The 13,256-nt window shown below is 69.4% G+C and carries 12 protein-coding genes; 8 read left to right on the top strand and 4 right to left on the bottom strand.

Annotated features, from left to right (window positions below; genetic code table 11):
• Positions 1-32 precede the first annotated feature (32 nt).
• Positions 33-2,405 (top strand): Kelch repeat-containing protein, encoded by a 2,373-nt coding sequence (locus OV287_RS45460; protein WP_267540311.1) that lies wholly within the window; start codon positions 33-35, stop codon positions 2,403-2,405.
• A 136-nt stretch (positions 2,406-2,541) separates the two neighbouring features.
• On the opposite strand, the gene OV287_RS45455 is transcribed toward OV287_RS45460, so the two are convergent.
• The gene (locus tag OV287_RS45455) at positions 2,542-3,546 is read right to left on the bottom strand and encodes an isocitrate dehydrogenase (NAD(+)) (RefSeq protein WP_267540310.1); all 1,005 of its coding nucleotides are present in this window, start codon (positions 3,544-3,546) and stop codon (positions 2,542-2,544) included.
• Between the two features lie 65 nt (positions 3,547-3,611).
• On the bottom strand, positions 3,612-4,412 hold the full coding sequence (locus OV287_RS45450) for a DUF2270 domain-containing protein (protein ID WP_373371938.1): 801 nt from the start codon (positions 4,410-4,412) through the stop codon (positions 3,612-3,614).
• A gap of 89 nt (positions 4,413-4,501) precedes the next feature.
• Between OV287_RS45450 and OV287_RS45445 the strand changes: the two genes are divergently transcribed.
• Entirely contained in the window at positions 4,502-6,574 is a 2,073-nt protein-coding gene (locus OV287_RS45445; protein ID WP_267540308.1) for a hybrid sensor histidine kinase/response regulator, read from the top strand.
• Between the two features lie 15 nt (positions 6,575-6,589).
• Here the strand turns inward: OV287_RS45445 and OV287_RS45440 are convergent, their stop codons facing one another.
• The gene (locus tag OV287_RS45440; protein ID WP_267540307.1) at positions 6,590-7,531 is read right to left on the bottom strand and encodes a DUF5996 family protein; all 942 of its coding nucleotides are present in this window, start codon (positions 7,529-7,531) and stop codon (positions 6,590-6,592) included.
• Positions 7,532-7,780: 249 nt separating this feature from the next.
• Between OV287_RS45440 and OV287_RS45435 the strand changes: the two genes are divergently transcribed.
• From OV287_RS45435 to OV287_RS45415, 5 genes are all read left to right on the top strand, one after another.
• Entirely contained in the window at positions 7,781-8,407 is a 627-nt protein-coding gene (locus OV287_RS45435; protein ID WP_267540306.1) for a TIGR02265 family protein, read from the top strand.
• 28 nt (positions 8,408-8,435) lie between these two features.
• Positions 8,436-9,122 carry an HAD family hydrolase gene (locus OV287_RS45430; protein WP_267540305.1) on the top strand — a complete coding sequence of 229 codons (687 nt, stop codon included), beginning with the start codon at positions 8,436-8,438 and terminating at the stop codon, positions 9,120-9,122.
• Between the two features lie 241 nt (positions 9,123-9,363).
• A complete protein-coding gene (locus OV287_RS45425; protein ID WP_267540304.1) occupies positions 9,364-9,987 on the top strand; it encodes a TIGR02265 family protein in 624 nt (207 codons plus the stop codon).
• A 28-nt stretch (positions 9,988-10,015) separates the two neighbouring features.
• Entirely contained in the window at positions 10,016-10,633 is a 618-nt protein-coding gene (locus OV287_RS45420; RefSeq protein WP_267540303.1) for a TIGR02265 family protein, read from the top strand.
• A gap of 40 nt (positions 10,634-10,673) precedes the next feature.
• Positions 10,674-11,921, top strand: coding sequence for a tetratricopeptide repeat protein (locus OV287_RS45415; protein WP_267540302.1), 1,248 nt, complete (start codon positions 10,674-10,676; stop codon positions 11,919-11,921).
• A gap of 59 nt (positions 11,922-11,980) precedes the next feature.
• On the opposite strand, the gene OV287_RS45410 is transcribed toward OV287_RS45415, so the two are convergent.
• A complete protein-coding gene (locus OV287_RS45410) occupies positions 11,981-12,601 on the bottom strand; it encodes a DUF4230 domain-containing protein (protein WP_267540301.1) in 621 nt (206 codons plus the stop codon).
• Positions 12,602-12,642: 41 nt separating this feature from the next.
• On the opposite strand from OV287_RS45410, the gene OV287_RS45405 reads away from it, so the two are divergent.
• Positions 12,643-13,254: a 2OG-Fe(II) oxygenase gene (locus tag OV287_RS45405; RefSeq protein ID WP_267540300.1), complete on the top strand. Its 612-nt coding sequence runs from the start codon at positions 12,643-12,645 to the stop codon at positions 13,252-13,254.
• The last annotated feature ends 2 nt before the right edge of the window (positions 13,255-13,256 follow it).

Below are 13,256 nucleotides of genomic sequence, written 5' to 3'. Positions count from 1 at the left end.
GCGGGCGCGACTCTTTGAGGGGGTTCTTCCACATGGTTCAGAGAATGAAGGCGGGCTGGCTATGGCTCGCCGCTGTCGTCCTGGTGGCGGCGGGGTGTACTCAGCCCACCGAGAGCACCACGGGCTCGGTGCAGCTCATGGCGGTCATCCAGTCGGCCACCGCCGATGAGGTGGCGAGTGTGCTGGTGACGGTGACGGCGCCAGACATGGACCCGGTCACTGGCTCGCTGGTGAAGGCGGGCGGGAACTGGAGCGGCACCCTGTCGAGCATTCCGGTGGGCTCGGACCGCACCTTCACCGCCGAGGCCTTCGACGCCGCGGGCGGCAAGCACTTCGCGGGCCAGGCCACGGGCGTCACCGTTTCCGGCGGGACGACGGCGGTGGTGAGCATCACGCTCCAGGAGACGAGCTCGGGGCCGGGCTTCGAGAACGACGTGCCGCGCATCACTTCGCTGGTGGCCTCGAGCAACCGCGTGGCGGTGGGCGGCTCCGTGTCGCTGCAGGTCACCGCGGTGGATTACAACGCGGGGGACACGCTCTCCTACGCGTGGACGTCCTCGGCGGGCAGCTTCGACAACACCACCAGCACCTCGACGACGTGGACGGCCCCCGCGCTCGCAGGCAGCGCGACGGTGACGGTGACGGTGACGGACTCGCGCGGGGCCTCGGCCGCCCTCAGCCTCACCCTCACGGTGGACGGCGGGCCCGGGCAGGATGGCGGCGTGGGCGGGAGCGCCTCCGTGGGTGCCATCCTCAACTCCTGGCCGCAGGTGACGCGCATCACCGCCTCGCCCTCCTTCATCGCCATGGGTGAGGCGACGACGGTGCAGGCCACCGCCTCCGACTTCGACGGGGACGCGCTCTCCTATCAGTGGTCCTCGCCCTGGTGCTCCGGCACCTGGACGGGTGAGACCACGCGCACGGCGACCTTCACGCCCTCGCCGCACGGCATTCCGCCGCCCTCGCAGGATGGTTGCTCCGTCTGCGCTCTGGAGGTCTCCGTCACCGACGGGCGTGGCGGCCAGACGACGGGCACCCTGCGCATGTGCGTGGGCCAGAAGCCCACGGCGAGCTTCCCGCCGCGCATCACGGGCTCCACCCAGTCCGCCACCACTGTGGCCGCGGGTAGCACCGTCACCTTTCGCGTGACGGCGAGTGACCCCGTGGGAAGCGCTCTCTCCTTCCAGTGGTCGTCCTTCCGGGGCACCCTGGGCTCGCCGCTGTCGGGCATCGCCTCGAGCGAGGTCGTCTGGACGGCGCCCTCCTGCGTGGTTCCGTCGCGGCCCACCACCACCGTTACGGCCTCGGTGAAGAACGCGGCGGGCCTGTCCGCCTCCACCACCTTCACGGTCTCCCTCACGGGTCCTGCCTGTCCGCCGTCCACCTGGGTGCGCTCGCCGCCGATGACCACGGAGCGAAGCGCCCATACGGCCACGCTGCTGCCGTCCGGCAAGGTGCTGGTGGCGGGAGGGTTCGGGCTGACGGGGGGCCTGGCGTCCTCGGAGCTGTACGATCCGGCCACGGACGTCTGGACGTCCACCGGAAGCCTGGGCACGGCACGCCAGAACCACACGGCCACGCTGCTGCCGTCCGGCAAGGTGCTGGTGGTGGGCGGCTACGCCACGATCGCCTCGAACTACGTGTCGACGGAGCGCGCGGAGCTGTACGACCCGGCCACCAGCACCTGGTCTCCGGTGGCGGGAATGAGTCGCGGCCGCGCCGACCACACGGCCACGCTGCTGCCGTCCGGCAAGGTGCTGGTGGTGGGCGGCTACGGCGGCATGAGCAGCCAGTACGATGCGGAGCTGTACGACCCGGCGGCGAACACCTGGACGTCTGCGGGGATCCTGAATCTGAGCCGGGCGGGGCATGAGGCGCTGGTCCTGTCGTCCGGCAGGGTGCTGGTGGTGGGGGGGACCTCCTACTCGACCAACAACGTCGAGTTCTACGCGCCGGACACGGGCCTCTGGAGCCTCACCAACGCGATGTTCTGGAGCCACTACCGGACCGTGGTGGTGCAGCTGTCCTCCGGCAAGGTGCTGGTGGCGGACACCGAGGGCCCGTCCCTCCCCGCCGAGGTGTATGACCCGACGGCGGATAGCTGGACGATGACCGGGAGCCTCAGCGCGCAGCGCGCGGGGACCGTGGGGGTGGCGCTGCAGTCGGGCAAGGCGCTCGTGATGGGCGGCTACGACTACACCATTTCCAACGGCTACGTCGCGAGCGCCGAGCTGTATGACCCGGCCGCGGGCACGTGGTCCTCCGCGGGAACGATGAGCACCGCACGGATCGACTTCACGGCCACGGTTCTGCCGTCTGGCCTCGTGCTCGTCGCCGGCGGTATCCGCCCGGCGCAGGGCGGCGGTGGCATCGCCAGCAGCGGCGTCGAGCTGTACCTGCCGTGACGTGGGGAGGGGCCCGCTCCGGCGGGTCCCTTCCTCGGGACACCGGGAGCCAGGTGACGCGGGGGCGAGGGTAGAACCTGGGGGCTCGATACCCTCACCCCGACCCTCTCCCGAGGGGAGAGGGAGGAGACTTCAACTACAGCGCCGCGATGACCGCGTCGGTGAACTCGCGCGTGGTGGCGCTGCCGCCCAGGTCGCCCGTGCGCGACTTGCCCTCGCCGTGCACCTTGGCCAGCGCGTTCTCGAACTTGCGCGCCTCGTCCCGCATGTCGAGCCAGTCCAGCATCATCACCGCCGACATCATCAGCGCGGTGGGGTTGGCCAGGCCCTTGCCCGCGATGTCCGGCGCCGTGCCGTGCACCGCCTCGAACATCGCCGTGCGCTCGCCGATGTTGGCGCCCGGCACCAGGCCCAGGCCGCCCACCAGGCCCGCGCACAGGTCGCTGAGGATGTCCCCGTACAGGTTCTCCATCACCAGCACGTCGTAGCGCGTCGGGTCCTTCACCAGCTGCATGCACATGTTGTCGACGATGACCTCCTCGTACTGAATCTCCGGGTACTCCCGGCCCACCTTGCGGGTGCAGTCGAGGAAGAGGCCATCCGACAGCTTCATGATGTTGGCCTTGTGGACGCTCGTCACCTTCTTGCGCCCGTGCTTTTTGGCGTACTCGAAGGCGAAGCGCGCAATGCGCGTGGAGGCCTTCTCGGTGATGATCTTCAGCGACTCCACCACGCCCGGGACGATGATGTGCTCCAGGCCGGCGTAGAGCGACTCGGTGTTCTCGCGCACCACCACCAGGTCCACGTTGTCGTAGCGCGTCTTCACGCCGGGCACGCTCTTCACCGGGCGCAGCGAGGAGTACAGGTCCAGGCGCTTGCGCAGGCCCACGTTGGCCGAGGCCATGCCGCCGCCCACCACCGTGCCCGTGGGGCCCTTGAGCGCCACGCCGCTGCGCAGCACCGCCTCCACCGTCTCGTGGGGGAGGTTGGTGCCGTACTTGGCGATGACCTCAGCACCCGCGTCCTTGAACTCGAACTCGAGCGGAGCCTTGAGCGCCTCGAGGACGCGGATGGTGGCCGCCATCACTTCGGGGCCAATGCCGTCGCCATTGATGACCGTAACCGTACGCGTATTCGCCATGTCTCGCGCTTCAAGCACAAAAGACAGGGCCCCGGAAGGAGGAAAAAGCTCTGCTCTCAGCCCGGCTAATGCGTCGGTGGAGTCTGGATGGGAGGAGGGGACGGAGGCCCCTGCGGCCGGGCCGGGGTCTTGCGGCTGCCCCGGCGGCGTGGGGACAGCGTGGCGTACGGCCGGTAGAAGGACTCCCACAACGCAGCGCGGCGTCCGCGCGGCCGGGTGCGCAGCTCTCCCAGCGGGGCCTTGGTGAAGAAGGAGGCCACGAAGAGGTAGGCGAAGACGAGCACCATCAGGAAGAAGAACGCCATCACGAAGCCGCCGTGGAGGGGCCCGATGCGCGCGCGCTCGATGAACTCGGCGGTGTTCCTCGCCGGCCACGGGTGGCTGTACACCTTGACGAACCAGGAGAGCGTCAGCACCAGCAGGATGGGCCCATACGCCCGGTTGAGGCGGGTGGAGATGGCGGAGAAGAGCGAGAGCTGGATCTGCGGCCGCTCCATGATGCCGGCCAGCTCGCGCAGGGCGTCCGGGTCCACCGGCTCGCGGCGCAGCATGGGCACCCAGTAGCCGTCCTCCAGCAGCCGGACCCGGCGAATCCACAGGTCGTAGTAGCGGTAGCGCCGTGCCTCGATGAAGAGGAAGGACAGCACCATGCCGATGCCCACCAGGAAGACGACGGGGGCGGCGTTGGCGGAGAAACCGAAGGAGACGACGGCGGCGGTGGTCGTCATGGACCAGTTGGTGGTGTTGTCCAGGCGTGACCGCCAGGTGTCCGAGCGACTGAGCTCACCCCGGAACAGCTGGGCCATGGATGCGTCCGAGAGCGGCAGGGCTTCGTATTCGTTCTTGTCGCGCTCGTTGCCCTCGATTGCCATCGTTCAGGTCTCCCCTGGGGAAGCGGCCCGGGCGCACGGGTGGCCGTGCCGGGTCGCCGTGCCCACTCTCTCCCGGAGGAACCATGGCCATCCCTTTCCTCCATGACACCCCGCCACCCGTGAATCCGGTGGCCGCCCTGCTTCAACTGCTGGAAGAGGAGTCGGAGCGCGTGGTGCGCCTGTGGTCCAAGCGCATCCGTGCCGAGACGTATGAACTGGACATCCCCGGGCGCAACCTGCGGGCGCCCCTGCGCCGGTTGATAGAAGAGCTCGTCCGCCTGCTCAGGGACCGTGGGACCGACACCCTGTCTCTCTGGCCGGAGGTGGTGCGCTCGCACGGGGCCCGCCGGTACAACCAGCGCTTCGACGCGGAGGACCTGGCGCGCGAGTTCAAGTCGCTGGAGGAGGTGCTCCTCACCGTCTACGCCCGGCGCAACGGGAGGCTGGAGCCGGAGGTGGCCACCTTCATGGTGGAGCTGGTGGGCGAGGCGCACGCCTCGGCGCAGGCCTCGTTCGCGCGGGTGCTGAGGACGGAGGAGGTGCGCTTCCGCGAGGCGGCGGTGATGGAGTCCGTGCTGCACCACGTGGAGGTGGGCATCCTGCTGGCCGAGGTGGACGGCACGGTGTCCTTCGCCACGCCACCGGTGAGCCGGCTCATCGGCATGCCCATGCGGGCGGTGGTGGGCTCGCGCTCGCAGTCGCCGCTGGCGGCGGTGCTCACCCAGGTGAATGCGCGCCAGCCCAATGGCGAGTCCTTCAAGGTGGCGGACATGCCCTTCATGCGGGCGCTGAAGGAGCGCGGGCCGGTGCGCGGGGTGATGATGGTGGTGGAGCGGCCCGGTGGGGGCGAGGCCACCCTGGAGATGAGCGCCACGCCCGTCTGGGAGGAGGAGGGCGAGCTGGCCGGCGTCATCCAGACCTTCACCGACCGCACAGAGGCGGCCAACAAGACGAAGGCGCTGATGAGCGCCAACGACGCGGTGCGGCGGCTGCAGGGCCGGCTGCTGCAGCGCACGCGCACCCAGGCGTTGGGGCAGCTGGCCAGTGGCGCGGCGCACGCGCTCAACAACTTCCTCAACGTGCTGCGCCTGCGGATTACGTTGCTGCGGCGCGAGTTCAAGCCCGAGCACCTGGACGCGCTCGACAAGACGGTGGGACAGGTGGGCGAGCTGGTGGCGCGGCTGCAGGAGTTCAACGTCCAGCGCACCGAGGAGCAGCTGTCGGACGTGCAGGTGGACGCGACGGTGCGCGAGGCGCTGGAGATGGCGCGGGCGGAGCTGGAGGGGCGCGAGCACCCGGTGACGGTGGAGCAGCGGCTGGGCGAGCCGGGGGCGGTGCGGGCCGACCCGGGCTTCTTCCGCGAGCTGGTGGTGAACCTGCTGCTGGCCGAGCGCGAGCGCCTGAGCGACGAGGGTGGGCGGGTGCTGGTGGAGACGCGCCGGGAGGCGGACGGGTGGGTGACGCTGCGGGTAGCGGACTCCAGCACGCCGTACGAGGCGGAGGACATGACGCGCATGTTCGACCCGCTCAACCGCGAGTCGGTAGCGCCTCAGCTCTCACTGCTGTTGGCGGTGGCGCGCAACCAGGTGCAGCGCTGGGGCGGCGAGCTGACGGTGGAGAACCTGCCGGAGGGAGGGGCGGCCTTCGTGGTGCGGCTGCCCCTGGTGCGGTCCGCGGACGAAGCGGCGGCGGTGGTGGCGGCGCGGCCGACGGAGGGCCCGGAGCCGGCGGGCCCGCGGCGCTTCCAGCAGACGCGCCGGGTGCTGGTGGTGGACGACGACCTGGACAACGCGCGGATGATGGCGGAGGTGCTCGGCGAGGAGGGCTACGACGTGAAGGTGGCCAACAGCGGGGACGTGGCGCTGAAGATGTGGGACGAGCGCCGCTATGACGCTGCCCTCCTGGACGCGGTGATGCCGGACATGTCGGGGTGGGAGGTGGCGCGCGAGCTGCGCAAGCGCTCGCCCCAGGCGCTGCTGGCCATTGTGACAGGCATGGACGTGCGCGGGCAGAACCGCGCCAACCTCGCGTTGGTGGATGCCGTGTTCCGCAAGCCCATCGACGTGGGCGCGCTGGATGATTTCCTCGGCCAGGCGGAGGCGCACCCGGGAGGTGGTGGCGGTGGTGGGGCCGGGGCGCCCCCACCTTCCGCGTGAGTCACCCCGTGTGAGTCACGGCGCCGGGACGGGTTGCTCGGGTGCGGTGGCGGCGTGAGCGCGGATGAGTGGCCGCTCCAGCCGCTCCCGGTTCCAGCCGCCGAGGTTCGCGCCTGCCTCGTAGGTGCTCTGGAAGAAGTCGAGCAGCAGCTGTCTGGGGTTGGAGGCCGCGCGCACGTCGTCGTACTTCAAGAGGAACTCCTTGAAGGTCGGGTCGTACCAGGCGGCGCGCGGGTGAATGGCTGCCTTGGCGAAGCCTGGGGGCTCCGGGGTCGCGTAGCAGTAGAAGGCCGGTCCTCCGAGCTGGTCGGTGCCAGGCCAGAAGCCGGCGCTGATGACCTCCTCGCAGTAGGCCTCGCGGGTGACGGGGTCCGCGCCGGGCCGCTCTGGCGCGGGCCGGCCCGAGAAGCGCGTCACCGCCATATCGAAGCTGCCCCAGAAGAAGTGCACCGGGCTGCACTTGCCGGTGAAGCGCCCCCGGAACTCCTTGAGCACGGTGTCCGCCTGCACCAGCGCGAGCCACCAGCGGTGCGCGTACTCCGGGTCATACGAGGCGTGGTGCCGGTCCTCGCTGAAGGGGGTGAGGTCGTCCGGAATCTCCTGGGGCGTGTCGTTGATGGCTACGTCGATGCCCATGGAGCGCAGCGTGGCCATGACGTCCCTGTAGAACTCGGCCACCGGGCGCGGCTCCAGCGCGAGCACCCGCTGCTCGCCGTCGCTGGTGCTCAGCAGGAGCTCATGGTTGATGAAGTCGAAGTCGGCCTCGAAGCTGCCTTGCCCGGAGGGGATGGGCGAGGTGGTGAGCCCGCGCGCCGTCACGTACAGCGCCACCTGCCACCAGTGGTTCATCATCGGCGCCAGCTCCAGCCGCACCTTCCCGATGACCTGCGTGTAGCGGTGGAGCGTGGCGAGCGTGTCCTTCCACTCTTCCAGCGGTAGTTCCGGCCAGGCGTCCATGGTTTGCCTCCACTCGACGAGCAGTGTCCGCCCGACAATGTTGGGACCGGCCTCGGGGGCAGCCATGACCCAGGTCTGAGCAGGGACGCCGGAGAGCCAAGGGAAGAGGGGCCCGAGCCTGGGCAGGGTGGACACACCGGGAATGTATTTCTTCAAGCCCAATGACAGACAAGGCATAGACCTGACGAAGAGAGGCGGAGGGATTACAGTGGCGCCATGCTCGATGCCTCGACACGGCTGGGGGGATGCATGCGCATGGTCGATGAGCAGGGCTGGTGGGTGACAGCCCCTCCGGGCTCTGACGAAGACCTGGAGCTGCGGCTGGCGATGGCCTCACCTTCGGACACGGCGCGAGGCATGTTCCTCCGGGCCACGTTGGACGCGGTCAGCATCCTGGGGGACGAGGAGGCGGTGCGCAGGTGCCAGCAGGCGAGCGGGGAGGAGAAGCTGGTGGACTTCTTCGCCTACCCCGTCAGCGCGAACCTGCGGATGGTGTTTGCCGCGGCGCGGCTGTTGGAGGCCCGGTACGGCGGCATTGACGAGGCGCTCCGGCAGCTTGGCTATGTGGCCGCGGAGAGCTTCCTGGCCTCTACCGCGGGCCTGGCGCTCCAGTTGCTGGCCGGGGGAGACACCAAGCGGTTGGTCGGCAACATGCCCTCGGTGTACCGAGCCTCGGTGAGCTTCGGGGTGCGCTCGGTGGTGTGGACGGGGCCCACGAGTGGCCGGCTCACCATGCGGCGCGAGTTCATGCCCTACCCCTTTCAGGAGGGGATGTTGCTGGGCGTGCTGAAGAAGGCCCAAGCGAAGGGCGCGCGAGTGCTCGGCCATCAGCTCTCCACGTTGGAAAGCGACTACGACATCTCCTGGCAGGCGTGAGCGCTCCAGAGTTGATAGGGGGAAGGCCATGAGCCTCTCCTCCCGTCCTCTCGCCGCCATCTTCGACTTGGATGGCACCCTGGTCGACAACATGCGCTTCCACGTCCAGGCGTGGGTGGCCCTGTCTCACTCCCTCGGTCTCGAGGCGCCCGCGGAGCGCTTCGAGCGGGAGTTCAACGGCAGGCGCAACGAGGAGATCCTCCCCGCGCTGCTCGGCAGGCCCGTGCCGCCCGAGGAGCTGGCGCGGCTGGCGGAGCAGAAGGAGTCCCACTACCGCGCGCTCTTCGCACCGCACCTGGCGCCCCTGCGCGGTACCCGGGAGCTGCTCGTGCGGCTGCGGGACGCCGGCCTCCAGCTCGCGGTGGCCTCGGCGGGGCCGCGCGCCAACCGGGCCTTCGTGCTCGATGGGCTGGAGCTGCGCTCCTTCTTCTCCCACGTGGCTGGCGCGGAGGACGTGACGCGGGGCAAGCCGGCTCCGGACCTCTTCCTCGCTGCCGCGCGGGCGCTCGGAGTGGAGCCCGCGGCGTGTGTCGTCTTCGAGGACGCGGTGCACGGCATTCACGCAGCGCGTGCGGCGGGGATGCTCGCCGTGGGTGTCACCACCCTGACACCCGCGGAGGTGCTGCTCGAGGCCGGGGCTCACTGGGTCACCTCCGACTTCGCCTCCCTCCCCGCGGACTTCGACGCACTGCTCTTCGGGTACCAAATCCGGTGAGGCTGTTTTAATCGCATAGAGCTGTAATCGAGGAAAGCCATGCAGCATTGAAAGCTTTCACAGACATGAGTTGAGGGTTCGCTGAGAACGCAATCCCACAACACAGATGGACAGGGGAGGAGCGCAGGCCGTTTCGACTCGGACAAAGCGCACGCGAGTGGCTCGGGCTACTGACAGCCAGTCCTGAAACAATTAGGATAGACATTCCTCAGCTGGGCTGATTGCTGCCAAGGGGGAACACATGGCCGTGACCAGCAGTGCTCGTACCAGGTGGGAAAAGGCAGACATCTGGGAGCAGGAATTGGAGCGGCGGAGGTGTCTGGCGACGTCGGAGGACACCATTCGCGGCATGCTCTTCAACGGGACGTTGGAGGTGCTGAGCACGGTGGGCGACGGCTCGCTGGCGAAGCGCTGCGTGGAGGAGTGCGGGGAGTCGCGGTTCCTGGACTTCTTCAGCTACCCCGTGCGGATGCATTGCCAGATGGTGAGCACGGCGCTACCGGTGTTGGCGGAGGAGTACGGAGATGCGGAGGAGGCGTTGCGTCAGTTGGGGCGGTTGGTGGCCCACCGCTTCATGCGGGTGGGGGCGGGCAAGGTGATGCTGTCGCTGGCGCCGCAGAGTCCGCGGCAGCTGGGGTACTCGCTGCCGGTGGCCTACCGCATGGCGGTGAGCTTTGGGCAGTATGAGGTTCGGTGGACGGGTCCCCGGAGTGGCCGGTTCATCCTCAAGCGTGACTTCATGCCGCACCCCTTTCACGAGGGGGTGATGGAGATGTCGCTGGGCCTTTTTGGCGGGCGGGATGTGAAGGTGAGTGGCCGGCCGACGGGGGGGCTCGACAGTGAGTGTGATTTCTGCTGGCAGTAGTGATGAGAAGACCAGGGGGGTCAGGGGAATGAGCGGCAGCGCGGCGATTGCGTGGAGTGTGTCGCCCCGGGACGGTGGGCAGTTCTGGGGCCAGCGGATGGCGCTTGCGGGCTCGGAGGACATCGCGCGCGGGTTGTTCCTCCAGAGTGTGCTGAAGTCCATCCGGGCGTTGGGAGACGAGTCGTTGGAGAAGCGCAGCGCCGCCGCGTGCGGGCAGTCGCGCTTCTTCGACTTCTTCAACTACCCCATCCGGCAGCACCTCCAGATGCTGTCGGCGGCGATGCCGGAGCTGGGCGCGCGCCATACGGATGTGGAGCAGGCCTTGTGGTTGATGGGGCACTGCGTGGCCATGGACTTCCTGGAGTCCGAGGCGGGCAGGACGGTGCAGGTGCTGGTGCGTGGCGAGCCGAAGCGGCTGGTGAACAACCTGCCGTTGACCTACCGGATGTCGATGACGGGCGAGCGCTCGGTACGGTGGACGGGGCCCCAGTGCTGCCGCTTCACCATGAATCGCGACTTCATGCCGCCCTCGTTCCACGAGGGCATGCTGGTGGCGATGCTCGAGCGGTTGAACGCCAGCAAGGTGAAGGTGGTTGGCCGGCAGACGGATGTGCTCGAGAGCGAGTACGACATCTCCTGGCAGTGAAGGGGAGTGCGCGGGGACGCCGGATGGCTAGACTCCCCCCGTGGACCCGACTTCCCTGGAGCGCCTCCGCCGGAGGGTGGAGGCAGGCGAGCCCCTGAGTGACGCGGAGCTGGAAGCGCTGCGCGGTGCGGCTCACAACACGCCGGGACCTACGCTGCGTCTGGCCGTGGCGCACGCGTTGGTGAACGCGGGTGCGGAGCGCGAAGCCTTGCGTCTGCTGGAGACCCTACGGCGCGACTTCCCCCAGGATGTGCAGGTGCGGTTGGGGCTGGCGCGGGCGCTGCTCGGGCTGGAGCGGCCGGGCGACGCGGAGGCGGTGCTGCGCGAGGCGCTGATCCTCAACCCGGGAGACCCCGAGGCGCAGAAGGTGCTCGCGATGCTAGCGCTGCGGCGGGGCGAGCACGGGCGGGCGCGGGCGTATGTGGCGGACGTCCTGGAGAGAGACCCCTTCGACGAGGAGGCGCGGCTGCTCCAGGCGGAGCTGGAGGCCGCGGACGTGCCACCTCCGCCAGCACTTCGGGTGCAGGCGCTGCGTCCGGAGTTCACCGCCGCGCTGCTGGCGGCGCTGCACCGGGCCGGAGTGGCGTGCCGGCGGCAGGGGAAGGATTTGTTGGTGAAGCTCGCCTCGGGCGAGGTGGGGCGGGTGGATGTGGCCTCGCTCTACGCTGCCTACCGCGACGGTACGCAGGACCTGGACACCTACGTCCAGGGCATGGTGGTGCGGCTGGGAGGCCTGTCGGGGCCCGCCGTGGATGCTGGCTCGCTGGAGGCTCGGCTGCGTCCGGTGCTGCGACCCGGGGGCTTCGAGGCGCAGGCGACGGGGGCGCTCCACCGGCCAGGCCCCGCGGGGCTCGCGGTCTTCTACGTACTGGAGGACGCGGAGTTCGTGCACTACCTGCCCGGAGACGCGCTCGGGCCGGCGGGGCTCTCCGCGGAGGCGGTGGACGCACTGGCCTGGCGCAACCTCGAGGCCCACCCCGCGCCGGTGAGGCCGGTGGTGCTGGACGAGGGGCAAGTGGTGCTCGCGGAGAGCTTCAGTGGCCTATGGGCGGTGGCCGGGGGTGATGGGTACGACGCGGCGAGGCTTCTCACGGGGGAGCAGGGCAGGCGGCTCGTGCTGCACGCGGGAGAGGTACCGCTGCGAGTCCACCTGGGCAGGCGCGAGTTCGCGTTGGTGTGCCGCGAGTCGGACGGGCCCGCGTGCGAGTCACTGAACCGGTTGGGCAGTGCGCCGGACGGGATCCCCGGTCTCTTCCAGCTCGCCGGAGGAACTCTCACCGCACTCTGATGTGCCCCCTCTCCCTCTGGGAGAGGGCTGGGGTGAGGGTCTGCCCCGCCGCGACCGTGTTACCCCGCAGTCGCCGGAGGAGGCAGCACATCCACCACGTTCACCTCGCGGAAGCCCGCCGAGAGGAACAGCACGCGCAGCGTGTTCTCCGCCGAGCGCCGGGCGCGCTCCTTCAATCGGACATCGCCCTTCACCTCGCGCTCGAAGGCCTCGCGGGCCTTCTCCAGCAAGAGGGTCGTCTGGGCGCTGTCCAGATTGGAGCCGATGATCTCCGTCTCACCGGGCTTGAGCTCCACCTTCACCTCGAGGGAGGGGAGGGCCACATCCACGCGCGTGCCCTGGATGCGCAGCGAGGAGCCATCGAGCTGGCCGAAGTCATAGCCGAGGTGCACGTCGGCGAAGACGATGGCCCGGCCGCGCGGCGTGTTGATGGAGTAGCGAGCCCAGTTGATGACGTCCTTCCAGAGGGCGTCAGTGGCTTGGGGCTCGGGAGAGAACTCCACCTTCTTGTAGAGGGACACCTGGAGCGTCTCGAGCCGGGCGACCTCGCGGACGCGGGTGACGAGCGCTGGCGTGTCTGGCAGGGCAGGGGGCTTGGGGCGGAGCAGCAGGAAGGACCCCACGGCTCCGGCGATCAGGGCGACGAGGACGAGCAACACCCGCGAGAGGAGACGCACCATGCGCCCCATTCTAGTCAGGGTGGGGTAGGGTTCGCCGAGCCATGAGCCCGCTGTCCCTTCGGGATGAAGAAATCCAGTCACTCGGTGAGCGGGGCTGGTTTACCCGCGCGTCCTTCCTCGGTGAGGCGGAGGCTCGGGCTGTCCATGCCGAGGCGAAGGCGCGCGTCGAGGAGGGCCTGCTGCGTCCCGCGGGCATCCGCCGGGGCGCGGACCACACGCTGGACCGGGACACGCGCGGCGACTTCATCACTTGGGTGAAGGAGGAGGAGCAGGGCTCGGCGATCAGCCGGCTGCGGGATGCCTACGCCGCGCTCGGCGAGGTGCTATCGGCCGAGGCGTACCTGGGGCTCGGGCGGTTTGATCTCCAGCTCGCCTGGTACCCAGGGAACGGAGCGCGATACGCGCGCCACTTCGACGCCTTCCCCGGCCAATCCAACCGGCGCGTCACGGCCCTCTACTACCTCAATCCCGACTGGGTACCGGCCCATGGGGGACTGCTGCGCATCTATCCGGAGGGCGGACCGGTGGAGGTGGAGCCCACGCTCGATCGGCTCGTGGTGTTCCTCAGCGAGCGCCTCGAGCACGAGGTGCTGCCCGCTCACGGTCCCCGGCTCGCGCTGACTGCGTGGTTCTACGGGCGGAACTCGGGGTGAGG

Source organism: Archangium lansingense (genome assembly GCF_026626635.1).
In the GTDB taxonomy this organism is placed as follows: Bacteria; Myxococcota; Myxococcia; order Myxococcales; family Myxococcaceae; genus Archangium; species Archangium lansingense.
The sequence above is the reverse complement of the archived record's forward strand: the minus strand, read 5'-3'. Positions and strand labels throughout refer to the sequence as shown.

Bases quoted from the DNA above. Each gene is read 5' to 3' on its own strand.
- OV287_RS45460 (WP_267540311.1), top strand. From the start codon at position 33: ATGGTTCAGAGAATGAAGGCGGGCTGGCTATGGCTCGCCGCTGTCGTC.
- OV287_RS45455 (WP_267540310.1), bottom strand. From the start codon at position 3,546: ATGGCGAATACGCGTACGGTTACGGTCATCAATGGCGACGGCATTGGC.
- OV287_RS45445 (WP_267540308.1), top strand. From the start codon at position 4,502: ATGGCCATCCCTTTCCTCCATGACACCCCGCCACCCGTGAATCCGGTG.
- OV287_RS45440 (WP_267540307.1), bottom strand. From the start codon at position 7,531: ATGGACGCCTGGCCGGAACTACCGCTGGAAGAGTGGAAGGACACGCTC.
- OV287_RS45435 (WP_267540306.1), top strand. From the start codon at position 7,781: ATGCGCATGGTCGATGAGCAGGGCTGGTGGGTGACAGCCCCTCCGGGC.
- OV287_RS45430 (WP_267540305.1), top strand. From the start codon at position 8,436: ATGAGCCTCTCCTCCCGTCCTCTCGCCGCCATCTTCGACTTGGATGGC.
- OV287_RS45425 (WP_267540304.1), top strand. From the start codon at position 9,364: ATGGCCGTGACCAGCAGTGCTCGTACCAGGTGGGAAAAGGCAGACATC.
- OV287_RS45420 (WP_267540303.1), top strand. From the start codon at position 10,016: ATGAGCGGCAGCGCGGCGATTGCGTGGAGTGTGTCGCCCCGGGACGGT.
- OV287_RS45410 (WP_267540301.1), bottom strand. From the start codon at position 12,601: ATGGTGCGTCTCCTCTCGCGGGTGTTGCTCGTCCTCGTCGCCCTGATC.
- OV287_RS45405 (WP_267540300.1), top strand. From the start codon at position 12,643: ATGAGCCCGCTGTCCCTTCGGGATGAAGAAATCCAGTCACTCGGTGAG.